General features: G+C 43.9%; 21 protein-coding genes. 5 read left to right on the top strand and 16 right to left on the bottom strand.

The features are described from left to right. Positions 1-10: 10 nt before the first annotated feature. The 3 genes from NSQ38_RS20445 to pdxS all read right to left on the bottom strand — a co-directional run bounded on the left by NSQ38_RS20445 (position 11) and on the right by pdxS (position 4,997). Complete coding sequence (locus tag NSQ38_RS20445) at positions 11-1,243, bottom strand: PTS transporter subunit EIIC (RefSeq protein WP_062834547.1); 1,233 nt, start codon at positions 1,241-1,243, stop codon at positions 11-13. 204 nt (positions 1,244-1,447) lie between these two features. Next, complete coding sequence (locus tag NSQ38_RS20450; RefSeq protein ID WP_339783836.1) at positions 1,448-3,961, bottom strand: helix-turn-helix domain-containing protein; 2,514 nt, start codon at positions 3,959-3,961, stop codon at positions 1,448-1,450. A gap of 151 nt (positions 3,962-4,112) precedes the next feature. Continuing rightward, a complete protein-coding gene (gene pdxS, locus NSQ38_RS20455) occupies positions 4,113-4,997 on the bottom strand; it encodes a pyridoxal 5'-phosphate synthase lyase subunit PdxS (RefSeq protein ID WP_200869424.1) in 885 nt (294 codons plus the stop codon). Between the two features lie 147 nt (positions 4,998-5,144). Between pdxS and NSQ38_RS20460 the strand changes: the two genes are divergently transcribed. From NSQ38_RS20460 to NSQ38_RS20470, 3 genes are all read left to right on the top strand, one after another. Further along, on the top strand, positions 5,145-6,635 hold the full coding sequence (locus NSQ38_RS20460; protein WP_339783837.1) for a PLP-dependent aminotransferase family protein: 1,491 nt from the start codon (positions 5,145-5,147) through the stop codon (positions 6,633-6,635). 59 nt (positions 6,636-6,694) lie between these two features. After that, positions 6,695-8,716 (top strand): ATP-dependent DNA helicase, encoded by a 2,022-nt coding sequence (locus NSQ38_RS20465; protein ID WP_339783838.1) that lies wholly within the window; start codon positions 6,695-6,697, stop codon positions 8,714-8,716. A gap of 144 nt (positions 8,717-8,860) precedes the next feature. Continuing rightward, complete coding sequence (locus tag NSQ38_RS20470; protein WP_339783839.1) at positions 8,861-9,388, top strand: DinB family protein; 528 nt, start codon at positions 8,861-8,863, stop codon at positions 9,386-9,388. 77 nt (positions 9,389-9,465) lie between these two features. Here the strand turns inward: NSQ38_RS20470 and NSQ38_RS20475 are convergent, their stop codons facing one another. The 5 genes from NSQ38_RS20475 to NSQ38_RS20495 form a co-directional block, all read right to left on the bottom strand. Beyond that, positions 9,466-10,407 carry a family 43 glycosylhydrolase gene (locus tag NSQ38_RS20475; RefSeq protein WP_339783840.1) on the bottom strand — a complete coding sequence of 314 codons (942 nt, stop codon included), beginning with the start codon at positions 10,405-10,407 and terminating at the stop codon, positions 9,466-9,468. 30 nt (positions 10,408-10,437) lie between these two features. Continuing rightward, positions 10,438-12,153 carry a discoidin domain-containing protein gene (locus tag NSQ38_RS20480; protein ID WP_339783841.1) on the bottom strand — a complete coding sequence of 572 codons (1,716 nt, stop codon included), beginning with the start codon at positions 12,151-12,153 and terminating at the stop codon, positions 10,438-10,440. Positions 12,154-12,225: 72 nt separating this feature from the next. Then, positions 12,226-13,911 carry a hypothetical protein gene (locus NSQ38_RS20485; RefSeq protein ID WP_339783842.1) on the bottom strand — a complete coding sequence of 562 codons (1,686 nt, stop codon included), beginning with the start codon at positions 13,909-13,911 and terminating at the stop codon, positions 12,226-12,228. A gap of 159 nt (positions 13,912-14,070) precedes the next feature. Next, a complete protein-coding gene (locus NSQ38_RS20490; RefSeq protein WP_017688372.1) occupies positions 14,071-14,940 on the bottom strand; it encodes a carbohydrate ABC transporter permease in 870 nt (289 codons plus the stop codon). An 18-nt stretch (positions 14,941-14,958) separates the two neighbouring features. Then, on the bottom strand, positions 14,959-15,843 hold the full coding sequence (locus NSQ38_RS20495) for an ABC transporter permease subunit (protein WP_026081071.1): 885 nt from the start codon (positions 15,841-15,843) through the stop codon (positions 14,959-14,961). Between the two features lie 316 nt (positions 15,844-16,159). Here NSQ38_RS20495 and NSQ38_RS20500 point away from each other — a divergent pair, with 316 nt between their 5' ends. Together NSQ38_RS20500 and NSQ38_RS20505 are read left to right on the top strand one after the other, a co-directional pair. After that, complete coding sequence (locus NSQ38_RS20500; protein WP_339783843.1) at positions 16,160-17,869, top strand: histidine kinase; 1,710 nt, start codon at positions 16,160-16,162, stop codon at positions 17,867-17,869. After that, the gene (locus NSQ38_RS20505; protein WP_339783844.1) at positions 17,869-19,218 is read left to right on the top strand and encodes a response regulator; all 1,350 of its coding nucleotides are present in this window, start codon (positions 17,869-17,871) and stop codon (positions 19,216-19,218) included. Before NSQ38_RS20500 ends, NSQ38_RS20505 begins: the two co-directional genes overlap by 1 nt. On the opposite strand, the gene NSQ38_RS20510 is transcribed toward NSQ38_RS20505, so the two are convergent. The 8 genes from NSQ38_RS20510 to NSQ38_RS20545 all read right to left on the bottom strand — a co-directional run bounded on the left by NSQ38_RS20510 (position 19,212) and on the right by NSQ38_RS20545 (position 25,970). Then, positions 19,212-20,078 (bottom strand): aldo/keto reductase, encoded by an 867-nt coding sequence (locus tag NSQ38_RS20510; RefSeq protein ID WP_339783845.1) that lies wholly within the window; start codon positions 20,076-20,078, stop codon positions 19,212-19,214. The two genes, NSQ38_RS20505 and NSQ38_RS20510, sit on opposite strands and share 7 nt — an antisense overlap. Then, positions 20,075-20,467: a metalloregulator ArsR/SmtB family transcription factor gene (locus NSQ38_RS20515; protein ID WP_339783846.1), complete on the bottom strand. Its 393-nt coding sequence runs from the start codon at positions 20,465-20,467 to the stop codon at positions 20,075-20,077. The genes NSQ38_RS20510 and NSQ38_RS20515 overlap by 4 nt, the downstream gene beginning before the upstream one ends. A gap of 616 nt (positions 20,468-21,083) precedes the next feature. After that, positions 21,084-21,455 (bottom strand): hypothetical protein, encoded by a 372-nt coding sequence (locus tag NSQ38_RS20520; protein ID WP_339783847.1) that lies wholly within the window; start codon positions 21,453-21,455, stop codon positions 21,084-21,086. A gap of 34 nt (positions 21,456-21,489) precedes the next feature. After that, positions 21,490-21,768, bottom strand: coding sequence for a hypothetical protein (locus tag NSQ38_RS20525; RefSeq protein ID WP_339783848.1), 279 nt, complete (start codon positions 21,766-21,768; stop codon positions 21,490-21,492). Positions 21,769-22,014: 246 nt separating this feature from the next. Continuing rightward, entirely contained in the window at positions 22,015-23,253 is a 1,239-nt protein-coding gene (locus tag NSQ38_RS20530; RefSeq protein ID WP_339783849.1) for a DUF418 domain-containing protein, read from the bottom strand. Between the two features lie 170 nt (positions 23,254-23,423). Further along, the gene (map, locus tag NSQ38_RS20535; protein WP_124114771.1) at positions 23,424-24,164 is read right to left on the bottom strand and encodes a type I methionyl aminopeptidase; all 741 of its coding nucleotides are present in this window, start codon (positions 24,162-24,164) and stop codon (positions 23,424-23,426) included. 173 nt (positions 24,165-24,337) lie between these two features. After that, positions 24,338-24,991, bottom strand: coding sequence for a hypothetical protein (locus tag NSQ38_RS20540; protein ID WP_339783850.1), 654 nt, complete (start codon positions 24,989-24,991; stop codon positions 24,338-24,340). Between the two features lie 13 nt (positions 24,992-25,004). Continuing rightward, entirely contained in the window at positions 25,005-25,970 is a 966-nt protein-coding gene (locus NSQ38_RS20545) for a zinc-binding alcohol dehydrogenase family protein (RefSeq protein ID WP_339783851.1), read from the bottom strand. Positions 25,971-25,972: the final 2 nt, after the last annotated feature.

Consider the following 25,972-nt stretch of genomic DNA (forward strand, 5'->3'; position numbering starts at 1 on the left):
CCTTCTAATATCAATTTTGTTCCTGTTCTTTCTTCAGTTCCTGTGCATCATACAGTTTGAAAAACGGAAACCAGACAATAAATACAATCACCAGGACGACCGCCAGCAAGATAAGCCCATTGAGTCCGGACATAATGTAGGTGGACAGGCCGATTGGCGTGTACCATAGCTGGAAGATCTGGCTCGGGATCCGTACCCAACCCCAGTCGAGAGCCAAGTACACAATCACCGGCGTGATAAGTGAGTTAATCCACATCGGCACCATGAGTAACGGATTAAAGGCAATCGGTGCTCCGTACACGACAGGTTCATTAATGTTGAACAAGGACGGGATAATCGTCGCCTTGCCGACAGATTTCAGTTTTTTCGAACGTGCCATCAGGAACCAAACAACTAACGGCAAAGTCGCACCCATACCGCCAATACCCAGCCAGCCGGAGAAAAAGGTTTCAAATGTGTTAATATTGACCGGATCTTGTCCCGCTGCGACAAGAGCTGCATTTTCTTCGATTGCAGGTATCCAGATTGCGTACCAGATCGGTGTCATGACCCACGGGCTTACGCCGAAAGAATACAGTACAACGCCAATGAAATTGAACAATAAAAATCCGGTTAAGCTTTGTCCAACGGCATTGATCGGCTCAAATACGTTCACGATCAGTCCAAAAATATCAAAATGAAGCTGATATACAAGCAACCATCCTGTTGTTAATACCAGGGCGATCGGGACGAGAAAATCGAACCAGTCCATAATGAATTCGGGAAGTGAAGACCCTTTTTTGAAGAACGAAAATTTGTTGCACATGATCATTACTAGAGCGACAAATACACCTACCAAGAGTGCTGTAATCATCCCCGAGGGTCCAAATCGTTCAAGGATGAACTGAATGGTACCGTCTTCGTTTACTGTCGGGTTAAGCAGCATAACGAACAGAGATATCCCCGTCATTCCCGCAAGCAACTTGATTTTGTGTCGTTCTCTTTTTTCCATCACGACATAAGGCGTCAAAAAAGCAATAAACAACCCAAGCAAACCGAAACTGAATGTCGTGATAGGTGTCAGGTCCGGCATTCCCGGAATGAAATCCTGCAAAATCGAAATCAATGTAATAATCGAACCGATGAAAATCATCGGAATGGCGACCATGATGGCTTCTTGAATCGAAGAAACCCAAATATTATTCGTAAACGCCTCCAATCTTGGCGCAAACGAATCTGTCATCCATTTCATGAAACGCTTCATCCAAAACTCCCCCTGTCTTCCTCTAAGCTGCCACAACCATAGTATATCGATTTGTGTTAACGCTTTCTTGTTGGAACTTGCCGCATCATGGTTCGTTTTTTGCCCAATCCATCGCTATAGTTCTAGCTTGCCAGCCTGAACAAGAAATAAACAACAAAAAACATCCCTTCACTACTGAAAGGATGTCTTAAAAGCACTTTTTTTTTAATATTGTCTATCCAAAATGAGCAGCATTACCCCATGCGGTGGAAGCAAAATTTCTCTGTGCCAACTTTCATCTCTAATCATCTCTGTCCCCATCACGGGTCCACTCCTCCCGTTTAAAAAGAGGATTTCTTCTTCCGTCAAGGAATAGGGCGATCCCATGCGGGTCCACTCATCAAATACCGATCCATGGTCCCGATCCAGTTGATAACTGGTGCATTTATAAGGTCCCTCGAGATTGCTCAGGGTAAGTTCATAAGCTTTGCTGCCTTTTTCCTCAAATACGTCATAGCGGGTTGAGCTGGATAATTCCGACCAATCCCCACTTGCAAACAGCCGGTCTACATGCACATAGTGATAGAACAAAAATTGCATGCTTCCATCCCTTTTTCGGGTTCCGACATAACCGTCTCCCTTGACCATCAGCTCATCCCCAAGCTTTTGCATAAGCTCAAATGCATAATAGCTGGGTTTCTTCAGCCCATCGCGGTTAATCAGGCCAAAACCTCCGTAGAAAGGAGAAGCGGGAACGATACTTTCTTCGAATACATCGGTAAAGGACCAAAAAGCCATCGCTTTCACGTCACCGAGCGTGTTCATGGTGTGGTAAATGACAAACGGAGCCATGAACATGGTATCGTGCAGCAAGTTACGGTCATAAAGTGAAAAGTTCCATTCGGTGACATGAAGTTCAACATGACCGTACGTTGACGCATTCATTTTTTGCCGCATAAGTGCAATACTCTCTTTATAAAAAGCAGGCGGCATGATTTGCGTTAAACGATCGTCTTCAACTTTTAGCTTTGGATACTCCGAATAGATGTGGAACGAATAAAAGTCGAGAGCCACTTCCCGCTTGCGGCAATAGGACAAAAATTCCTCAGCCCAGGTATCGTTCCAGAGAGATCCGTAACCCATAGCTGGCCCCCCCACCTTCAGTTCCGGCAAAATCGATTTGATGGCATGAACGGTCGATTCGTAAAACGTAAAGTATTCTTCCTTGCTTCCTGCCCAACAAACACCCGCCAGGTCAGGCTCGTTCCATACTTCGAAATACCACTGCCTCACTTCTTCCGCCCCATAACGATTCAAACAATGGCGAACGAATTCACCAACAAGCGCCTGCCACTTGGCAGGGTCGGATGGCGGGCTAATATTCCCTCTCCACCAAAACAGCGTTTCTTTGGATCTCGCCAACTGGCTCGGCATAAAACTTAATTCCACAAATGGCCGAACACCCTGATCCAGCAGGAAATCATACAACTTGTCCACATAAGACCAATTATAGAGGGGAGTGCCCTGCTCGTTCTCGCTGTACACCATCATCTCGTCATTGAAGATGCCGTGAAATCGAATATATTGAAAAGGTACTTTTCCTTTCAGCGCGGAGAGCTGCTTCCGCCAATCTTCACGTAAACCTTCAATGGCTCTCCCTGCCGTCATGGTCATATTCCAGTGCTTTTCGTAGACAGACGACGTCTGATCCGCACGAATTTCAATATAAGTTTGGTCTGACAGATGCACAGACGGTATAGGAAGCGTGTCTTGATCAGCGTCAACCTTAACATCCAGATATCGATACAGTAAGCTAATCGCATTCAACGTTTCCATCTCGTAATAATCTCCGCTTGAAGACTCCTCATATGTTTTGGGTTTGCGGTTCACATTCAACTGATGGAGTTCCGGTGTACGAGAAGCTTCCCGATAGGAACCGGGCGTACAGCCGTACTTTTCCTTGAAGTATTTGTTAAACAGCTTCACATTGGCAAATCCGCAATCCAGCGCGATCTCCGAAATGTTTTTATCGTTTGCTGCCAGCTGAGCCTGAGCCTTCTCCAAGCGAATGAGCGTCAAATACTTTTGGAAAGGTATCCCGATTTTGTCGGTGAAGAAGTGGGAGAAATAATGCAAACTTAAATGTTCGGAATGCGCCATATCCTGCAGTGTAATCTTCTCATTGTAGTGTAAATCAATATATGTGAGGACCCTGTTCAGTCTTTTATAGTCATAATCCCTGCTACCGTCTTCCAATGCGGAATTCGTTCCACTGGAAAAATACCTCTGCAGGCATCCGCATAACATCTGTAATCTGCCCATTGTGAAATTTTGATAACCCGGCGTTTTTTTGTTGATCTCCCATACCATTTGCGCAAGATATTGTTTAATACTTTGCAGGCGAGGAGCGTTTTGTTCCACGTTCATAGCAGAGTTACAGGAGATAAACGCATTATTGTTCATCAACTCGGGACCGAACTGCAATGTTAATAACACATTGTCCTGATTGGTTCGTTCGATCTTGTGGACGGACATACTGTTAACCACAATCACATCATCTTCATGCAGTGTATATTGCTGCTGGTCCAGATACATGATGATTGAACCGTGGAGAACATATACAACTTCCACTTCCTTGTGCCAATGGAAATCAATATGTTTTACCGAGTTCACGAAGAGTTTCATAGGCAGATCGTCCTGATGTTGAATAAACTCATATAGATAGCGAATTGTCTGCACCTTCCTTCATACCGATTATTATAGCCACAGCATTTTGAAGATATCAACAAGCTAAACAGTAAGAACAAAAAAGCCGATCAATTAAGGTTCAATTGATCGGCTCTTCTATATAAATGTTCAAACTACCTATTCAACTAGATGGACTGCTATCTTACCAACCGCGGTTGGACATGCGCTCTTCTGGAGCCAATTTAGAAATTTCGATCCCTTTCATCGGGGCGCCCAAGTTTTTGGATACTTCCGCAATCAGTTTGTAATCTGTGTAATGTGTTGTAGCTTCAACGATTGCACGAGCGAATTTCTCAGGGCTATCGGATTTGAAAATACCTGATCCTACAAACACACCGTCTGCTCCCAGGTGCATCATTAATGCTGCGTCTGCCGGAGTAGCTACACCGCCTGCTGCAAAGTTAACGACAGGAAGTTTGCCGTTTTCATGAACTTCGCGCAGTAACTCATAAGCTACACCCAGATTTTTCGCTTCAGCGTACAGCTCGTCCTTGGACATGTTTTGCACTTTGCGGAGCTGGCTGTTAATTAGACGCATATGACGAACTGCCTCAACAATGTTGCCCGTTCCAGGCTCACCTTTTGTACGAATCATCGATGCACCCTCACCAATACGGCGAAGAGCTTCTCCCAAATCTTTGGCTCCACATACAAATGGTACAGTAAACTCATGTTTATCGATATGGAACACTTCGTCTGCAGGAGTAAGAACTTCACTTTCATCGAGATAGTCCACACCTAGGGATTCAAGCACTTTGGCTTCTATGTAATGACCGATACGTGCTTTGGCCATAACTGGGATAGATACAACCTTCATAACCTCTTCAACGATGGTAGGATCTGCCATGCGAGCTACACCGCCTGCTGCACGAATATCAGATGGTACCCGCTCAAGAGCCATAACAGCTGTTGCCCCTGCCGCCTCAGCAATTTTAGCTTGCTCTGCATTCATAACGTCCATGATGACGCCACCTTTTTGCATCTCAGCCATTCCTCTTTTTACACGATCTGTACCTGTTTGCATGATTGTAGTCCTCCTAATTAACTTTTGGGTGGTTTTCAATAAAGGCATCGCTCTAATCTATGATTTAGTATAGAATGAGAATGGTCATATAAAAAGATCCAATATTTTTGGTTTTTATTATACCACTTCAATGATAACTCTGGAGGTCCTATGCAATTTCATGTAGCTTACAGTTCATATTTGAACCGAAAATATACAAAGATGAAGGCTCTATATCATGCCATTCGTGATGCAATTCATGAAGGTAATCTTATACATGGTGAGAAGTTACCCTCTACTAGAGAGTTAGCTGCGACGTATCACATTTCCAGAGGAACTGTGAATCAGGTCTATGATACGTTGACTGCTCAAGGTTACATTCATTCAGAGCATGGAAGAGGAACCTTTGTTGCTTACCAGTTGGATTTGAACAATAATGCGTCCACCGTGAAAGCTTGTACGCATCACTTATCCGCCTGGGGAAATCGTATTCAGCAGTTTGAACAGCATTCGATTCAAAGAAATGCACCAGCCAATGCTCATACACATGATTTCAGAATGAATAGCGACGAAGTGATCGACTTTAGCAAATATCAACCTGATTTCTCCAAGTTTCCTTACGATGAATGGAATAATCGATTGTATGCAGAGATAAGGCAGCGTGAGCATCACCTGAAAACAACTTCTGCCATGGTTAGTTCAACCGGGGATCCAAAATTGAGAGAAGCCATTGCTGCCTATCTTCGAAGGATGCGGGGCATTCAAGTCGATCCGGATCATATTGCAGTAACTGCAGGCTCCATGCAAGCTATAGCTCTACTCACTCAATTACTTGCAGATCCTGGGGATTATGTAGTGACAGAAAGTCCTTGTTATGTCGGAATTTCTAAAGCCATATTGGCTGCGGGTGCAAAGTTGATTGAAGCTAATCTAGATGGTCAGGGCGTTGTGCCCCAAGACTGGGAAGCACGTATGTTGTTTGTCACGCCGTCACGACAATTTCCTACTGGTGAAATGCTCAGTCTGGAACGCAGACAAACCTTGCTGGACTGGGCACAGCGAAATGATGCCATGATTGTTGAGGATGATTATGATAGTGAATTCCGATATCGAGGAATGCATGTTGAACCACTGAAAACACTCGATAAAGCAGGACGTGTAATCTACCTGGGTAGCTTTACAAAAACCTTGCCTTTAGAAGTACGACTTGGTTATGTGGTTCTTCCCCCTACCTTGGCTGACACCTTTAGAAAGGCACAGGCATTATATGAGCCAAGACCCGTCAACCTGATCGAACAACGGGCATTAGCTGCATTCATGACAAGCGGTCAATATGAGCGTCATCTGCGCAGAATGAATCGATTATACAGTCGCAAATTCCATCTGTTACTCAAACTTTTGAACAAACACCTCTCTACATGGTTTGATTGGGTGGAGAATGAAGCGGGTCTACACGTGTTTGGTTGGTGGCGAGGTAATGTGACCACTTATGAAGCCTTTCGGGAATCAGCTAGGTCACAAGGTGTGGTATACTCAGAAGTCAGCAGTTCAACGGCTGTTGGTACGAAGTATGGTATCTATTTGTCTTTTGCACATTTGTCAGATGAACAATTACAGGAAGGCGTATCCAGATTAAAAAATGCCGTTACAACTGCATTGTGAGGTAAATCGTCTCCAAAGTGAGTACAAGAAGATCATCATTCGGAAGAGGGGCGATCATTATGAATTGGTTAAATGAACTCTACAAAATGAATAAGCAGGAACCGGACAAGGAAATCGAACGTTCTTTGGTTAATGCCATCTTCCGAATATATGACCGGTTCCCCCGAATCGGCCTTAGAGAGCGGATCGGACAGCAAGAAATGTCTCTTGATATCGCCGATGCTTATATCCATGGACATAATGCCATGATTGAAGCTGGTGTCGGAATTGGTAAGTCTTTTGCGTACCTGATCCCAAGCCTGCTCACGAATCAAATGTCTCAGAAACCAGTCATTATAGCTACCTCCTCCATTCAGCTCTCGGAACAGATACATAAAGATTTAAGGATCATTGGTAGTCGGTTGGGATTCTCAACGGTTCGCTCCGTCGTGGGAAAAGGCATGGGTCAGTATGCCTGCCGAAGTAGAGCAGCGGAATGGATCAGTCTTGATGATGCTAACTCCTCCGTGTCTACCCTTGCGCAGCGCATATTAGATTATGAAATTGATGAAAGAGCCGATATTAAAGCTGGAATTAGTGATGCTGAATGGTCCCACGTTTCCGTGAATGATTGCAAATTTGAACGTTGTCATCATAAAACTGCATGTTTGTTTTACGATATGAGAGCGAAATTAAATGCAAAAGCTCACGAGATTGATTTTATTATCGTGAACCAGGACTTGCTCATACGGGATTTGATGAAGAAAAAAGAAGGAACCAAAAGCATCATCTCGGAACAGCCTGCTCTGATCGTCATTGATGAAGCGCATAATCTGGAAACAAAAGTTCGGGATGCCAGAACACTTGAGTTCACTTATCGAGGAATTTGCCGCATTCTGGATACCACGGTGCAGCTTCTAACGAAACAGTCCGGTGATAAAAGTCTCTTCTCACAATCCAAGTTCATCAAAAACTGCGCTGAGCGCATCTTCAAACAGGTAAACGCGGATCTTCTCGACCATGCCAAGCAGGATAACGACCGAATCAAAGTGTCAGAGATCAAAGGAATACCGTTGAACCAGGTCTCGAACGAATTAAAAGATCTCAGTCTACGCCTTTCCATTTTGACCTCACGCCACGAGCGGGAGATCGATGACGCTTTTGAAGCCATAAATGGGCTTATTACCCTCATTAGTGTCTTATCTGAAATTGATGACAACTATCTTTTATGGGCAAGCAGTCCTCTTAGAGTAACCACAATCAGCATCTGTCCCAAAGATATAAGCCAATTTCTGAAATACGCTTTATTTAATGGCAAGGTACCTGTAATCCTAACATCAGCAACGCTGTGCCATGGCGGGGATACGCTGGAGGAACAATATTCTTATATGACGCACTCCCTCGGTTATAAGGGAGATTTCCTAGAGCGCCAACCCTCCCCTTTTGACTACACCAACCATGCCATGATGTATATTTCGAACAAAGTTCCCTATTACCACCACGATCAGCGCGAAAACTATCTTGAAGCAGCGTACAACGAAGTGGTTCAACTCTGTAATCTAACTCAGGGAAGAACAATCGTCCTTTTTTCAGCAAAAGAGGACATGAAGTACATTCACAAAAAGTTGATCTCAAGGGCTAATGAATACACATGGGCAGTCCATGTTCAAAAAGAGGGATCATCACAGGACAGTGTCATCGCCGAATTCAGGAAAAGCAAAGGTGTACTGCTGGGTACCGGTGTATTCTGGGAAGGTGTGAATATCGAGGGTCCTGACCTGTCACAGGTCATTATTTTCCGTCTGCCCTTCCCTGTTCCTTCGGATCCTGTTTATGAATATAAGGCATCTGTAACGGAGAATTCGTTCATGGAGGTGTTTGTACCGGACATGCTTCTTCGGTTACGGCAAGGAACGGGTCGCTTGATCCGTAGTGAAACGGACCTTGGCATACTCAGCATACTTGACTCCCGTCTCAGCGCAGCGGCTAAAAAGAGTTACCGGGCACAGGTGCTGGACACGTTGCCGTTCAAAAAAGTGACGGAGGATTTTGCGGTTTTGGAGAAATTTGTACAAATTAAGGGGATACGACGTACGGATTAGAAGTGGTATAATACGTAACCTTGAAAAACTGCCTAAATTACATGAAACGGCCCTTTCGCTCATAAAGCGGAGGGGCTCATTTCATGCTGTAGGATATATGCTACAATATGTTCCAGATCTACGAATCCCAAAGGAGGCATTTACATGGTTGAAAGACCAACTAAAGAGGAATATGCAGCTTATTATGAAGGGTACATGCAGCTTGTTCCTGAAGGGAACATCATCGAACGCTTAGAGCTGCAAGCCAACATCATACCAACTTTACTCTCTTCATTGACAGAGGAGCAAGCAAATTATCGGTACGCCGAAGACAAATGGAGCGTGAAAGAGGTCATCGGCCACCTTTTGGATAACGAACGTATCATGAGCAGCCGATTGCTTCGCATCGCCAGAGGTGACCAAGCGAATCATCCTGGCTACGATCAGGACGTGCTTATGCAGACCCACCCTTTCAATGCGTATACCCTGGCCGATTTGAGCGAAGAATATACCGTCACACGTCGCTCAACCATTCTTATGCTCCGTCGCCTCACCCCGGAAGCATGGCTCTGTAAAGGGATCGTCAGTGATAACACTGCTTCAGCTCGATCGATTGCATTTGTTATGGCTGGACATGAGCTCCATCATTTATCCGTACTTCGCGATCGCTATTCGTTAGATTTGAAATTATAAAATTCATTCAAAAGACTTTGAACCTGCATTCGCAGTAAGATCAAAGTCTTTTCTCATCAGTCGTTTTATCGTTCAAATTATCGTTCAAAATGAATCAGAAGTGTATCCTCTCCCAAAGATAACGTGGAATAATCATTCAAAATCGGAATGTCTTCATTGAATTCAATGGGCAGGACCACATAGCTGGATTGGAAGTAATCGGATCCGTTCCAGCGATCTGCAAAATACAGGTACTCCTCTGCTGATCGCTTCAGTACAAACGCTGGTTGCGTTTGGTACGTCGTTTCATCGCCAAAATCACTTAGCGTCCCCCATGGTCCATCCATCGTATCAGCCATCGCGTATTTCCCTTGATTGGGAGCCCAACCTGTACAAAATGAGGTCACCATATAATACTTCCCGTTCCGCTTGAAGACAGCTGGAGCCTCCCGATACTCCCCTTGCCACAGCTTACCCACAAGACTTTCTACATTAAGATAATCCTCCTGCAGACGATAGATGTGCAGGTCTGCATTGTCTCTGGCAGCCGAAATAAAATATGCCGTCCCGTCATCGTCCTGAAAGAGCGTGCAGTCACGCGACATATACCCGTACGGATTAAAGCTGCCATGATACACGAAATGACTATCCGGAGAATCCGATGTGGCAATGGCGCATGCTGCATCGTTGTAATTATTACCATTCTCATAGTGAACCCAGAGGACGAACTTCTTTGTCACCGTGTTGAAAAGTACTTTAGGCCGTTCAAGATTCACCTTTCCACCTTTATCGTTCACTAGTGCAAGATTCGTCCGGACTCGAATGGGTGCAGCTGGCGTAGAGGTCGTTAAGATATGGTTTCGAAACTCCCAGTTGAATAGATCTTTGGAACGGTAACAACTAACATATATATCGTCCCTCCGATCTTCCCCATACCAGTAATAATAGTCGTCATGGAATAACATATGTCCACCATGGGCATGGATCGGCTGACCACTTGAGTCATTCCAGATGCCGCCATTGGTTAATTGATTATTCACACCGTTACCTCTCTTCTTTGAAGAACATCGTTAATTGGTGTCCGATCCAAATACCTTCACTTCCCAAAGTCTTGGCGTGTACCAATTGTTGGGGTTGTTATGAAGTGCCGCATTTTGCATGTTAATTCGTACGTATCTGGCAGCAGTGCTCGATAGCGTATCTGAGGTGAAACCGTAAGATGTGTTGTTGGTTCGATCCAGTGCTACGGTCCAGTTTACATTATCCGTGCTGGTCTCAATTTTGTATTTGTAAAATCCTTCGGAGCCTTTTTGCATCCACCAGGAGATTTGCACATTATTTAACTGTTGAACGGAGCCGAGGTCTACCTTCCACCAATGTGGCCAGGAACTGCCTGTGCCGATCCATTCGGTTTGATAGTTACCATCATTAGCATAACTTGCCGGATTTGTTCCAGTAGCCGTTTGGGCTGTTGCCGGTTTACCCTGAGACAGCAGTTTTCCATTCTGAACCGGAATTAGGACATCATCGCTTGTGTTGTACAGGACTTGATCAAAATAATCATAAAATGCGTAACCATCGGAGAACCACACAGGAAGAAGTCGTTCCTCCGTTGTTCCGTTTTGCGTACCTGCCCAGCCGAACATCCAGCGATACGCAACCATAACCACGTTGTTGCCCGTATCTGGCTTCACCCGCATAACGGAACCGGACTGCGCCGAGAAGGTTGACGTGTTGCCAATTGTCCGTAATTCAGACCAATTTCCGTCTATGCTATTTGCTGATGAATACAAGGGTATACTCGGGTACCAACCTGCCGCTTGGGAAGAGAACAAATAATAAATGCCATCTTTTTTGATCATCTTGGGCAGTTCCCTGTGTTGATTTTGATAAATAACAGAAACTTGGTGATCCACATCCAGCCAATCGGAGGTTAACTTATACAGAATCGTGTCCGAATTATTATTGGCCGTAGAGATCAGATATGCCGAATCATCATCATCTTTGAAAATCGAGATATCTCTGGATTCGTTTCCTTCGGGTCGAAAGCTTTTGTGAAAAGTAAACTCTTCTCCAGGTGTGGCAGAAGCCACAGATACCCTTGCAAGTGTGTAGTCTGTACTGTTTTCATAGTGAGCCCAAAAAACGAATTTGTTCGTAGGCGCATGGTATAGGATATTAATCCCCTCAAATTTGGAATTCGCCAGATCGGGATGATCCGTGTAGGACAGGACCACTTTGTCGTTACCATAGGTGATATCATCTGTTGATGTCTGTTGAATCATTTCGCCAAAACCGCCTAATGGCTTTTGAACAAAATTAAACCTGTAGTAGGTGTCTCCCACTTTAAGTTCATTCGGGAGCATAAGCGTTGATTGCGTTGTATTATCAAAAGTGGTGAGGTTCTCTGGTAGGCTGTAAGGGGTATATTCTGGCGAGACAGCGGAGGTTAACAAGGAAGTTCCGCCATATGCCTTCACTTGATACTTGTACGTGTTACCTATGTTGAGGTCATAATCATCCGTCGTTATACCGTTTAAGGTCTGTAATAATGTATAAGGTGCATTGTTCTCGGATCTGTACAATTCGTATGCAGTCGCTCCCTGGACAGGTGCCCAATGGATTTTGGCATTGGATACTTTGGATTCATTTTTCAATACAAACAGTGTTGCAGCAATCTTGGTCTCTTCACCAGCAGCGTGAACAGTTTGAACGGAGGACGTTAAATGAACTGTTAACAACATCAATGCAATGACGATAGCCATCCACGATTTACCTTTGATCATGTCTCATCATCTCCTTTTTTTAGGAAACCAACCTCCCTGTTGCCGGAAGGCTGGTCCAGGTGAAACTAGACTTTATTTCAAATTCATCAGTGTCATTACATCGGTCTCGCTGGCTTGGTTGTACCAATCATTCACTTCTTCGATAACGGTGTCTCCGCCTTTTTCGTGCCACTGTTTCACAAAGGTATCAAATGCTTCAAGCGGCTCATTGCCATATATAATTTTGGTGAAAGTTTCTTGTTCCATGGTGGTCAACTGTTCCCACACATTTTGCATCGTTGGTGTTGGTGGACCATTAAACTCATTTGGTAATAAAACATCCATGTTCTCATACGAAATCCGGTATCCGTCCTGGGTCGTTTGGTCCTTTGAAGCACTTTGAATGAGGACGCCCGTGTCGGCTTTAACTCCGTTCGCCAGATCGTAGTACGATTGGCCGGGACCATCAACGCTCGGTGTATTTTTGGTAAATGCCATTTTCCCAACGCCTTGTATAGCCTCTAATGGCTTATTAAATTTTGTTGGATCAAAAGTGACTTCATCATTGACGATATCGTAATCGTATCCCTGAGCGTAGCCGTATTTAAAATCACCCGTGCTGAACGCCGCGTCGTACATTTTATCGTAGTATAGGAAGAAGGCTTCCATGTTCTGAAAGTCCTTGTTAAACATGAACACGCCATCGTTTAATTGGGCGGACTGATAGGTCTTATCACCGTTCACACCTTGAATGGTCGGATAAGCACTGATTTTTGCACCCTCCACATTTTTCTCTACGTCCTTCACGCTGTCGTAAAGCCAAGGACGACCAATGATGATACCAGCTTTCCCCTCCGTAAAATCGGACAGTGCATCCCATGCACCTTGGGTGGCTAATTCTTTGTTCAAGTACCCTTCTGCATACCAATCGCGTAACTTGGCAAGTGCCTCTTTGTTGCCAGGAGCCACAGATCCATACGTGAGTTTGCCATTGTCGTTATGCCATTGCCTTGGAAGATGTTTGCCCGTGTATGCGCTGAATATCATGACCGGATCGCTGACCCAACCCGTATTGTAGGAATCTTTACCTGAAAAAGTAAAGCCGTATGTGTCTTTCTTGCCGTTCCCATCCGGGTCCTCATTAGTGAACGCCGCGATGACTTGTTCAAACTCCTCAATCGTTGTTGGCGCTTTCAAGTTTAAACTGTCCAACCAGTCCTGGCGGATCAACATGACTTCACCTTCCGTCAAATTCGGCGCGATGGCCATCCCGTAGACCTTGCCCTCCCTAACCACTGGATTGAAGGTGGTCGGGTATTGTTTGTATATTTCTTTTATCCGGTCAGGCATGTAGGTTGAGATGTCTTCTGTAATCTCCTTGACTTGCCCCGACTCAATCAGATCATTGACCAGCATGGTGTCATAGACGGGCAGAACGTCTGGCAGCTTCTCGGAACCCGTCAACGCCAGCCGCAGCTTGGTATTGTATTGTGAAGCATCACCTCCCAGCAGGGTGGTTTGGATTTTGATACCCAGGTTTTGTTCGCCCCAGCGGGTCAATACATTGTCATTCAACGTCTCACCGTTGATGTACTTTCCAGCATTTTCATCCTGTTGTTTGGCGATGGTGATCGTAAACGGTGGATCATATTTTCCGTCCTTAAGCACCGATGCCGGTACGGTCTCGGAAGCACTCTCCCCTTTGCTACAGCCAGCCATAAGAATAGCCGACAGCATAACCATACTTACCATTTTCCATAAATCAGTTCTTTTCTTCATGGAAACATGCCCCCTTCACTCACTCAATTTGTTTTCTATATAAGCTCAACTAATTGCATATTTACACTGGCACTCCGATGACAGAACAACCTTCTGATCGCTGTTATCGTGTAAATTTTAGTTGAATTTATATAGCGATCCAATTTTTCGTCATCCTAACTATTCTTTGACGGCACCTAGTACAATTCCCTTCACGAAATATCGTTGTAAAAAAGGATAGACCAAAATGATCGGTAGTGTGCTGACGAAAATTTGAGCTGCTTTGATACTTTGTTCCGACATTGCAGCGACTTCAGACTGGCTCATCGCCATATTTTGCATATTGCTCTGCACGACAACGGTCTGTAAGAACGAAGCCAGCGGATACTTACTTGCATCCGACATGTACAATATCCCATCAAACCAGGAGTTCCAGTGCCCCACCATAATGAACAGGGATACGGTCGCGATGCCAGGCAGAGATAATGGTAAATATATTTTGCTGAGAATTACGAAAAAGGACGCTCCGTCAATGAAAGCTGCTTCTTCCAAGGCTTTTGGAATCGTTTTGAAAAAATTAACGAGAAGAATCAAATTATAAGCACCAAAAGCGCCTGGAAGCACAAGCGCCCAGATGGTGTCCTTTAATCCAAGGGCTGTGATCAATATGTAAGAAGGTATCAATCCCCCCGAGAAGAGCATGGTGAAGATAAAAAACCACATGAGCACGTTGCGTCCCCGGAATTCCTTGGACAAGGCATATCCTGCACAGGTAAGGATAAACATGCTGATGGTTGTACCCAGTACGGTTCGAGTGATGGATGTCAGCATGGCACCGTTGAAATTAGAATTGTTGAACGTTTTTACATAGGCGTCCACATTGAACCCGACCGGCCAAAATGAAACCATATTACCGCTAATGGCCGCTTTGCTGCTGAGCGATTGTGCCAATAGATGAAGCAGTGGTAGGAAACATGCCAGCCCCGCCAGTATCATGAACGCGTAATTAAAATAGGAGAATACTCTATAGCCCGTCGTTTTATGGTACATGATCCATCTCCCTCCTTGTTAGAATATTTTGTAATTGGCATACTTATAGGCCAGCCTGTAAGAGACAACGATCAAGATCAAGCTAATCCCCGATTTGAACAGTCCTACAGCGGTTCCGAACCCGTATTGCCCGTTTAACAAGGATGAACGGTAGACATAGGTATCAATGATATCTCCTGTACTGTAGACAAGCGGGTTGTACAGATTGAAGACTTGATCAAAACCTGCGTCCAGAATATTGCCCAGACTCAGTGTAGAAATGACGATAATCATAGGCAACATGCTAGGCAAAGTAACGTATCGAATTTGCTGCCGGCGTGTGGCCCCATCGATCTCGGCCGCTTCGTAATAGGAAGGATTAATTCCCGCGATGGTCGCCAGATAAACAATCATGCCAAAGCCAAAGCTCTTCCACACGTCGCTGATCACAACCGTGAATCGAAACAGATCAGGATCACCCAAGAAGTAAATGGGATCGTTCCCGAAAATCTGGGTCAAAATGTGATTGATTCCCCCGTCTAATCCGAGAATGTCAATCATCAACCCTGCCACCGTAACCCAAGACAAGAAATGCGGCAGATACACCAGTGTCTGGACACTTTTCTTAATGCCCATATTTCGGATCTCACTCAGCAGGATAGCCATGACAATCGGAACGATGATACCAACGATAATTTTGGAAACGGCGATAATCAGCGTATTAACAATCGCTTGTGTGGCTTCTTTGTACTGGAAAATCCGTTCGAAATTATCTAATCCGATCCACCGTGAACCTGTGATGCCCAGCCATGGTTTGTAGTCCTGAAATGCCATAAGCAAACCTACCATCGGGCCATAAGAAAAGATGCAGACAAACACAAATGCGGGAATACACAGTACGTACAAAGGCCAGCTTTTCTTGATTTCCTTTTTGAATGAAGTCCGCTGGGAAAGCTTTGTTTTTGTTTGTTTCGCGGATCTGGCGGGCACAATCTCGTTAATGTTGCATACCTCCTCTATGATGGATTTTCGAAAGCGATCCTTGAAGATAAGCTTAACAAAAGCGCTTTCATTCCAAAATGCCAAAATTTCAAGATCATCACCCCACCCTGAAGCATTTTAAAACCGCTTTCATTTATCACCGATGCTACCCTTCCGCTTTTCGAAGGTTTGGCTTATATTAAAGTTAATCCGATCTGGAGTTTAACTTCTACGTTTGGCGATATGAAAGGAAACACATATGATCAGAAAAATGTATATGAAACGATTCATCTATTTCTTTGTTTTTTTTCTGCTGCTGACGTTGAGTTTGTTTTTTGTAATGAACCGATTGAGCTCCAAGGCACTTGAAGAAAATCTGATTGGCGCTTCCAAAAACCAGCTTGATTATGTGAAAGGCATTCTTGACGGGATTATATACGAAGCTAACATGTACGGGGTTCAGTATGCGGCAGACAGTGATGTCCGGTTTTACCAGAGGCATGTTAACGAGCTGAGCAATTACGATTCCCAAATGAAGAAAAACGATATCGTTGATCGCTTGCGGCAAACGCTCCTATCCAGTCGATCGATTGAATCAATCGGCATTTACTGGAAGTCTGAAGAAACGTTTCTGTCCACGAACAATACACTGGAAGCGAGACTTCCGTTCAAGGATGTTCATCAACGGGGATGGCAAATCGTAGGCAATAGCTTGTATTACTTTGCGCTCTACCCTTACATCCAAAAATCCGGACAAAATGAACCTACTCAGTACGTGGTTGGTGTAAAGCTGAATACCGATTATTTGAAAAATCTGCTGAAAAAGGCTGTGAACAACGACAGCTCAAACGCTTTTTTTCTCTTTAACCCCCAACAAATATGGAGTGAGAAAAAAGTCGATAATGATCTGTTGAAAGCGGTTACTGAAATGCTTACGCCCCAGCCAGAGATCACTTTGAAATATGATTATCATACCAATTCGGACGATTACTATGTTCTTTCCCGATATATTGAATCAATCGACGCCTACCTGATTACATATACACAGACGAATGATTTTCTGCAACCGATTGACCGTAACCGTAAAGTATTTTTTGCCAGCATTTTAGCCGTTTTCACGCTTGGTTTGGTTGTAATCTTTACGTTTTATAGGAACTATTACCGTAATATTCGTTTGTTGGAGCGAAAGTTTTCACAGGTCGAACAAGGCAATCACAATACACGTATTACCGAAAATACGGATAGAGAGTTTTACAGCTTGTTTAGAAGTTTTAATCATATGGTTACCGAGATCCAGGATCTGTTTGTATCCTTGAAGACTGAAACGGAACTAAGACGAAGTGCGGAACTTCAACAACTTCAAGCCCAGATTAATCCTCATTTTTTGTACAACAGTTTGTTTTTCATCATGTCGGTGGCTCAGTTTTCACCTGATTCTGTCATGCGCATGAGCAAACATCTGGCTGAATATTATCGTTATTTAACCAAGTTGGACCGGCATGAAGTTACGCTGGAAAGCGAGCTTCAGTTTGCGGAACATTTCCTGATCATTATGGCTCTCAGCAAAAAAATGGAGTACAGCATTGATCTGCCACCAGAACTGGCCTCCCTTCCCCTCATGCCGTTGATCATCCAGCCAGTGGTGGAAAATGCGATTCAACATGGAATTGAAGGACAACAAGGTGCGCATCGGGTAACAATTGATGTCAAACAGACAGAGGCTGCGATAACGATCAAGGTCTCCGATGACGGAAAAGGTCTTTCGCTGGATGATATCCGCAGCCTGGAGGCTCGGCTTGAGAGCGATTCTCCGCCTGAAGGAATTAAAGGCGTAGGGCTCTGGAATGTAAATCGACGTCTGAAAAATACGTACGGCGAACTCAGCGGGCTACATTTTGCTACCAATGATTGGGGCGGCTTGTCCGTCCTGCTGCTCATCAGCATTCCCGAGGTGAAAGGAGATAGCTAATGCGATTATTAATTGTGGATGACGGACATTATGTCGTTGAGTATATGAAGCACTTGCTCGATTGGAACACCTTTGGCATTGATCAGATCGAGACGATGACCAATTCGATTGAAGCCCGGGACATGTTGACTCAAAACCACATCGACATTCTGATCACTGACATCCGAATGCCCGAGGTTTCAGGAATCGATCTGCTTCAACATATCCACCAACATAACTTGCCAACCAAAGTCATCATCCTTTCGGGCTACTCCGAGTTCGAATATGCGCAACAAGGAATCCGTTTAGGTGCGCTCGACTACCTGCTCAAACCTGTCGACAAAGATGACGTTGAGAAAGCCATGTCTAAAGCCATCAAAAATATTACAAAGACACATCCCGCTCAATCGATCGCATGGGAGAACTTTGATGGATTGGCGTTTCTGCTATCGTTGCTTGGTCATAACGAGACATTAAGTAAGGAATATGAGGCTTACACCAAATTTTTAGAGAAACACCGTTTTTGCTGCTTTAAGCTGGAGGGTTTTACACAGGAACATGAGGATGTTATAAAACATGCTGTCGGAGACAAATTGGATCGTCTCGTTTGGAATGCGGGAACGCGACTGTTCGGTCTTGTTCCGGAAGAAGCTGCTGGGGAACTGACCATCAAACTGGAGCACTCGGTCGTGTCCCCTCCCTTTTCATTGACTGATCGAAACGTGACCCGTCAGATGTTCTACAGGTTCTTCCTTAATGAGGATGTACACTCAGAAGAATTCATAGGCATATTCAACCATTCTCCATCATGCGGTGATTGGGAGTCAGCCGGAAATATCATTAAAAAATATGATCAAATCCGTCTCCGAAAACAAAAGGTAATCTTTCTGATGGAGACCATTCGATATGTATATCTGACGGATAAGGATCGCGACATCTCTGAAACCGTGGATTGGATATTCAACCGGTTACGGTATCCTGATGAACTATGGTCAACCCTTATGGATCGGGTCAGTCGGATCAGAAACAACAAACAGATGTCCATTCAAGGCATCGTCGACAAAGTGCAAACGTATATCGAAGATCATCTGTCACATGGCCTTAGCCTGGATGAACTGGGAAAAGTTGCACATCTCCATCCTGTTTACTTTTCCAAACTGTTTAAACAGGAGACAGGCGAAAATGTGTCAAACTACATTTCCAGGAAAAGATTGGAGAAGGCTTCTCAACTGCTTCAAGATTCGGCACTTCGTGTAGCCGATATAGCGCAAATGGTTGGTTACCGAAAAAATCAATATTTTATCCAGTTGTTCAAAGTGGAATACGGAGTTACGCCCTATCAGTACCGCAGAAATATGATCCATCAATGAGAGCGAATAAATAACTTCATTAAATGGATATAAATCGGGTTGACCATGTAGCCATTCGGACTTACGGAATATCTCTTACCCGTGTCCAATCGTCGTATTTGTTCCATTTCCTTCTCATTCAACTCAAAGTCGAATATTTCATTGTTCTCTTTAATCCTTTGAGGATTCGATGATTTGGGGATGACAATAATTCCACGTTGCAGATGCCAGCGCAAAATGACTTGGGCAACCGACTTCTGATGGCAAAGGGCAATTGCCGCCAGCTCCGGATGCTCCAGCAGCGCTTTGCTTCCCTGCCCCAACGGTCCCCAAGCCTCATGCAGAATCCGATGCCGAACCATATAATCATGCAATTCGTGTTGCGGAAATTCCGGATGGGTCTCGATCTGATTTACCATCGGCGAAATCCGGGAATGCTTCTTCAGATGCTCCAGATGCCGTATCTTGAAATTGGCTACACCTATAACTTTGATTTTACCTGAGTCGTATAATTCTTCCATCGCCTTCCAGGCATTCACGTATTGAGGACCGGCAAAATGAATTAAATACATATCGAGATACGTTACGTTCAGCTTCTGGCAAGTCTGCTCGAACGCCTTTTTCGTCGCGCGGTACCCCAGGTCTGTCGTCCATACCTTGGAAGTAATGAAGAACTCCTCTCTGGGAATGTCGCTGTTTTGGATGACTCGACCTAGCGCCGCTTCATTACCGTAAATTTTGGCTGTATCGAAATGGCGATAACCCATTCGAATAGCCTCCTCGACAGTCCTATCGAAGGTCCCCCCGTCTTTAATCTTATATAGGCCGAACCCGAGTTGCGGAATGTCCACTCCGTTTGCCGCTACGACTGTCTGATTCATTCGCAACTCCCCCTCCCCGTGTTTCCTATTTGTTGTTCCGAAGCTTGTTCTTCGCATTGTGCTAGCAACTTTTCTATTTGGTTCACCAGGTTTTTCAACAATTTCAACTTGCTACGGGAGTCAAGGCTGTAATAGTTGAGAGTTCCTTCTTTGCGAACACTTATTATCTGTGATTCTTTCAATATTTTCAGATGATGTGATACGGTCGGCCGGGAAAGGTGAGTCTTCATCCTGATCTCTCCTACGCGCATGCCGGGTTTTTGCGGCCCTTGAATCAAGGCTATGAGGATGGCTTGCCGGGTTTCGTCTCCGATCGCATTTAACACCTTCTGATTGTTCTTAAATTCGATAGCAATCGTGGTCGCAAGTTCCTGATCCAGGTAAATCATCCCCTTCCATTTAGAACGTTTAATACTTTTGTAGATACAGCCTATCACAATCTCGGATTCGGCTGTACATCGGGAAAGAAATTCAAGAACCTATTTTTCCCATGACTTAAGACAAACGATATATGTCCAGATGGAAACTGTTCCAATGTAATGCTTTAGCTGCCTCTCAGTTCTCCGAAAAAATGTGCTCCTAGTTATGATGCTGTTTGAACATTAGCAAAAGAAGAAGCCCCCCAGACGAATGGAGTGGCTTCTATAAATTGAACTTATTTATTCTTCTGTGCAATGATGATATAGACAGGTTGGTTAGCAACTTGCGTCGGTGAGTGGATCGTATTAATAATTGAGAAACCTGCCTTAATGATTTCCTCCTCCATTTCCTTCGATGAAACTCTTGGACCAGTAGGCATTTGTCTTTTAATACTCTGTGAATTTCACCCAGTACGAAGGAATCTAATTACATAAATCTTTATTGAAATAAGTTCGTTCCCCTCAACCTTTAAGATAGGCAATTACATGGATAAAACAAAAAAAAGCCGCTGATTTAGCGACTTTGAATGATATTATAAAACCAACAATTCAAACTCTTTGAATACCTGAACTCCAGCAGATTATTCTATGAAAAATATTTTCCTGAGTGTAAATCTTCTATTTCTTGAGAAAGTCTTTTAGTATGTAACTTCATATAACATTGAGCTTTTTGCAAAATATCTGTATGCCCACCTAGATCATACAAGATTGTAGTAGATAACACTTGTACAATATAAAGGCTCGTTTGAGTTGCCATCCATTCAAAAAAATTGAAAAACTTCTCAATTTGTTCTGTATCATCATTTTCACGAAGCAATCCTTCAACATAAGTAGCCACTTCATCACCAAAAAACACATGTCCTAGAAACTCTTGATATAAATCCAAATGTTCTATATAACAATCGTGGAATTCAGGAAAAAGTTCTAAAAATTGATTGATTAAAATACCTTTCTCCATTCTCCAAGCTCCCTACCTTCCTGCCAGCAAATACTTACTGTTCTTTTCCTTTAAAAAACATCTTGCCAACCATAAGTCCCATAGCAGATGAACAGATCAGATACCCAAAGAACAAGAAAAGTAAATAAACACCATGAAGATCTGCAGGAATCTGTTTCAAACCTTCAAACCAAGCTAAACGAAAAGGATAAAAGATGACTACCCAAATGATCAGCAAGAAAAGAAGAAAATTAATTATTTTCAGCACAATAATGATCCTTTCAAGCTTGAGTGGAAACAGTTGAATGTATACGCTCCATCTTTCATTTTGCATTACCTTACCACTGTCCGCACTATAATAGTTAGCTTATGTATTAGGGTTGATATGTTGAATCTATAAATAATTACTAATTATAACAGGAAACACTAAGGGTATATCTTATTCTTCAGTCCAACGTCAACGTTAAGTGTATAATTCGTGTCTTGCTTTAAGTTTAGGAAGATGATCGTTACGGCAATAAGAAGCCCTTTCATTTGGTAGAACGAGCTTCTTTTTGCGTTTCACGATAACACTTTATGCTTACTGGACACCAGGCGCGTTTTCATTCGTAGTTAAATTCGATCTTTTCTTCTTTCTTGGCTGCCCTTTCCAGGACAGATAAGTCCAGATCCGTAGGATATACTCGAGAGGACCATTGCTAAATTTCTTAAGATATAGCGGACTGAGCCACAATTGAATGCCGTACACAGCAAGCGCAATAATCGCTCCGATGAACACGCCAGCACTTCCAAACAGTCCCAGGCCATATCCATAGAAAATTGTCGTACAGATTACGCTCTGCATCAGATAATTCGTCAGTGAGAGACGGCCAACCGCTTCAAACCTGTCCATCAGACTGGACCGGCGGTTTCCCGCATACAACAGTGCAAATGCGTATATGTATCCGAGTGAAAGTAGCGCTCCTCCTAGTGTTGTCCCGATACCGATGCCTGGCCAGCCTTCTGCGCCAAATTGTGGCGCCAATACGCCATATGTTTTGAGTATCAAACCAACTGGAATCAATAACGAGGCACGGCGAAGATACATACTCCGCATCGTTTGGGGATCGCTAAACGTGCCGATTCTGGCAGCGTGCATGCCGAGCAGGAACATCGGTACTGTCATGAGTGGGGCTAACAGCAGGATCAACAAGGCAAATGACAGCTCCAAATCCCCGCCGAATGGATCGCCGTTATTACTGAAATTTCTGATTTCCGCGTATGTGCCGCTACTGTATACATCCTGACTTTGAATGATGTAGTTCTCCATATGAATGGACTCCGTAGCCAGCGGGTTCATCGGATTGGATGCCGGGATACCAAGTATGCCCGCTCCGATGAGTAGCAGTACCGCCCAAATGAGCAGCGTTTTGGGCTTCCGATTAAGGAACATGAGCAGGAAGAAACCGAGTACGCCATAAAATGCCAGGATATCCCCTTCCCACAGATAGATGATGTGCACTAATCCGATTCCAAACAGTAGTAGAAAACGGCGTGCCAGATGACACTTTGGCCGTAAATCTCGTGATTTTAGGCTTTCCGAGAGCTTAACCATTCCGAAGCCAAACATAAATGCAAAAATCGGCATAAAACTGCCCACCACAGTGATCAGCAGGAACGAGAGGAAAGCCTGATCAGCTCCGCCGATCCCGAACAATTCGGGTTTACTCTGGCCATACATTCCATATTGAAAAGCCAGCATATTCGCCAGCACAATGCCGGCCAGACTGAATCCGCGCAGTCCATCAATGACTTGAACGCGCTTTTTTGATGTGCTCAATCAATCACCTCTGTCTATAACATAAAGATCAGATCTAAATATACGTTAAATCCTTCCATAATTTCAACATAAATTAATAAGTGAACGTTTATATTATGATTTACTTTGACGTACCAATAAAACAAAAACAAAAAAAGTCGCTAAATTTAGCGACTTTCAGTTTGAACACCTTAAAGAGTGACAATAATCGGACCATTTTTAGTAAGAATAATGGTATGTTCGATTTGAGCTACATAGCTGTTTTTAGTAACAAAGGTCCAGCCGTCTCCCGTTTGTTCAACTTCTTCTTCTGAAGTTGAGATAAATGGCTCGAATGCGATAACCATGCCTTCTTTTAACAATTCATCATCCGATGGATCATTATAATTATAGATGTGGTCAGGTGCTTCGTGTATTCCACGTCCAACACCATGTCCTGTAAGGTTTTTAATAACCGTTAGTTCATGCTGTCTGGCAGTTTGGAATACAGCTTTTCCGATTCCACTTTTTTTGGAGCCTGGTTTTGCTTTTTTAAGACCTGCTTCAAATGCCAGTTTAACAACGTCGCATATTTTCGTTAACACTTCTGCACCTTCGCCTACGACAAACGAGATTCCCGTATCTGCAAAATAACTGTTCTTGGAGCCAGACACATCAATATTGACGATGTCCCCTTCTTGAATAACCCGATCTCCCGGAATACCATGTGCCACTTCTTCATTAACACTAATACAAGTAAATCCCGGGAAATTATATTCACTTTTTGGAGCAGAAACTGCGCCAGCTTTCTCAAAAAGCTCTCCTGCCAAATCATCAAGCTCTTTAGTGGTTATGCCTGGGATGGTTCTTTGAACCAATTCATCTCTAATTGAAGCCACAATTTTGCCAATTTCCTTCAAGCCATTAAAATCTTCTTCTGTTCTTGCGATCATTTTTTCTACCTCACTATCTTTTATCACTAATTGATTACATAAGTATTTTTTTGATTGAACATTAGATAATCATATCCAAAGCAGCAAAGCTTCGCAACTTTTTTATCAAGCTCACAGATCAAAATCCGATGAGTTCAAACAGTTTTGTTTTTAGTAGGGCACCATGACGTTGATCAATTGGAGATCGTAATGCGAAGATTAGAAAAGAAAGCCTCAGTCCCGATATCTACGAATAGACCAATATATCCAGTGATCACTGTCGCTTTAGTCTGATCTATAGAAATACACTCGGTCCCACCAATATATGCTTTCAGATTTGAATTATCCATGACTAATGTAAGATTAACCCACTCTGCAGGACCAATGTCTGCTCCCGCTTCGAAACGTCCATCCGGGTATTCCTGTCTCAGTCTGTCGAACTTCCAATCCGGATATGCGAAATACTGGAGGGCACGTTTGTCGCGCGGTGCCTCTGGTTGTGTCTTTAAGCCATTAAGGGGACGAATATAAACGGCTTCAAAGGCATCCGTATGGTCACTTATGCGATATGCCAGTCCTGCAAATCCGCGTGCATAAGCCGGAGCATCATCTCTTAACTTGCTAAAGATGTCCACCGATAAAGTACCATTTTTAAATTCTACAGGAATTTTCAAGAATGTTGGCATGTCGATGAAATCAATGTTTGGTACACCATCGGATACCTCATCCGTTAACGTAACTCGTAATGTATGACGACCGCCCATCTGAACTGGGGTGGCAGTAACCGAGTGAGGTTGTGCTCCTTCTGGAATCGTCTCAAGATTGTAATCGATGATCCGATTGCTCATAACTTTCTCCTCCTCATTCATTCGTGATTACGATTTTACCATTCGCTGTATTGCTCTCCATGAACAGATGAGCCGCTGCTATTTCTTCGAGCTTGAACACTTTAGCAATGGGCGGGACAAGCGCATGATCCTTGATGTGGTTAAACAGATTGACTAACACCGTTTCTTTAATAACTTCACTTGTAAAAGCCGTAAACAAAACACCTGACGGTATATCAATTAATGGTTCAAACGAATTAAGGGTCCATTCATTGCCCAAGATGCCTGACATGCATAAGATGCCTCTCTCCGAAACCAATTGCAAAGACTCCTTCAAGGTAAGCGTTCCGATCAATTCCAGCACTTTGTCTACGCCAGTTGGAGCAATTTCAACTACTTTATTTGTAAAATGTTCATCATCCAGTATTGCGAAGTCCGCACCCGCCTGTTGAAGATAAGCCAGCTTTCCGCTGTCACGAGTGGTCGATATGACGGTGGCTCCTACGCTTTTGGCAAGCTGGAGGGCAGCCAGGCCAACGGAACTGGTCCCGCCACGAATGAGAAGTACTTCTCCCGTAGTTAATTGAAGACTTTCAAATAACGATGCGTATGCCGTGTAATACATTTCCGGAATGGCAGCGAGCGTAGTCCACTCCAGTCCTTCAGGAATGAGATACACCTGCTCTGAAGGAATCAAAGCATACTCCGCATAGCTTCCATCAAATTCTCGCCCCAACCCTCCCATCAGAGAAGCAACATGCTGCCCTTTTTGGAATGTGCTATCCGATGCGTCCTCGATCTCCCCCACGCACTCAATACCAATGATCCGCGGAAATTGTACGGAGGGTGAGTGCCCCTGCCTTGTATACATTTCTGAGCGGTTAATGCCAAATGCTCTGATTTTGATTAACACCCAGCCTGGTTTAACTTCGGGAATAGGAACCTCCTGTACGTTTAGTTCTTCAGGTGCGCAGGCACCTTCCAGTACAACTGCCTTCATCA

The sequence above is a fragment of the Paenibacillus sp. FSL R7-0313 genome (assembly GCF_037969885.1).
GTDB lineage: Bacteria > Bacillota > Bacilli > Paenibacillales > Paenibacillaceae > Paenibacillus.

What these genes read in the sequence shown, in the direction of transcription:
- NSQ38_RS20445 (WP_062834547.1), bottom strand. Translation starts at nt 1,243, where the DNA reads ATGAAGCGTTTCATGAAATGGATGACAGATTCGTTTGCGCCAAGATTG.
- NSQ38_RS20460 (WP_339783837.1), top strand. Translation starts at nt 5,145, where the DNA reads ATGCAATTTCATGTAGCTTACAGTTCATATTTGAACCGAAAATATACA.
- NSQ38_RS20465 (WP_339783838.1), top strand. Translation starts at nt 6,695, where the DNA reads ATGAATTGGTTAAATGAACTCTACAAAATGAATAAGCAGGAACCGGAC.
- NSQ38_RS20470 (WP_339783839.1), top strand. Translation starts at nt 8,861, where the DNA reads ATGGTTGAAAGACCAACTAAAGAGGAATATGCAGCTTATTATGAAGGG.
- NSQ38_RS20480 (WP_339783841.1), bottom strand. Translation starts at nt 12,153, where the DNA reads ATGATCAAAGGTAAATCGTGGATGGCTATCGTCATTGCATTGATGTTG.
- NSQ38_RS20485 (WP_339783842.1), bottom strand. Translation starts at nt 13,911, where the DNA reads ATGAAGAAAAGAACTGATTTATGGAAAATGGTAAGTATGGTTATGCTG.
- NSQ38_RS20490 (WP_017688372.1), bottom strand. Translation starts at nt 14,940, where the DNA reads ATGTACCATAAAACGACGGGCTATAGAGTATTCTCCTATTTTAATTAC.
- NSQ38_RS20500 (WP_339783843.1), top strand. Translation starts at nt 16,160, where the DNA reads ATGATCAGAAAAATGTATATGAAACGATTCATCTATTTCTTTGTTTTT.
- NSQ38_RS20505 (WP_339783844.1), top strand. Translation starts at nt 17,869, where the DNA reads ATGCGATTATTAATTGTGGATGACGGACATTATGTCGTTGAGTATATG.
- NSQ38_RS20510 (WP_339783845.1), bottom strand. Translation starts at nt 20,078, where the DNA reads ATGAATCAGACAGTCGTAGCGGCAAACGGAGTGGACATTCCGCAACTC.
- NSQ38_RS20515 (WP_339783846.1), bottom strand. Translation starts at nt 20,467, where the DNA reads ATGATTTACCTGGATCAGGAACTTGCGACCACGATTGCTATCGAATTT.
- NSQ38_RS20520 (WP_339783847.1), bottom strand. Translation starts at nt 21,455, where the DNA reads ATGGAGAAAGGTATTTTAATCAATCAATTTTTAGAACTTTTTCCTGAA.
- NSQ38_RS20525 (WP_339783848.1), bottom strand. Translation starts at nt 21,768, where the DNA reads ATGCAAAATGAAAGATGGAGCGTATACATTCAACTGTTTCCACTCAAG.
- map (WP_124114771.1), bottom strand. Translation starts at nt 24,164, where the DNA reads ATGATCGCAAGAACAGAAGAAGATTTTAATGGCTTGAAGGAAATTGGC.
- NSQ38_RS20540 (WP_339783850.1), bottom strand. Translation starts at nt 24,991, where the DNA reads ATGAGCAATCGGATCATCGATTACAATCTTGAGACGATTCCAGAAGGA.
- NSQ38_RS20545 (WP_339783851.1), bottom strand. Translation starts at nt 25,970, where the DNA reads ATGAAGGCAGTTGTACTGGAAGGTGCCTGCGCACCTGAAGAACTAAAC.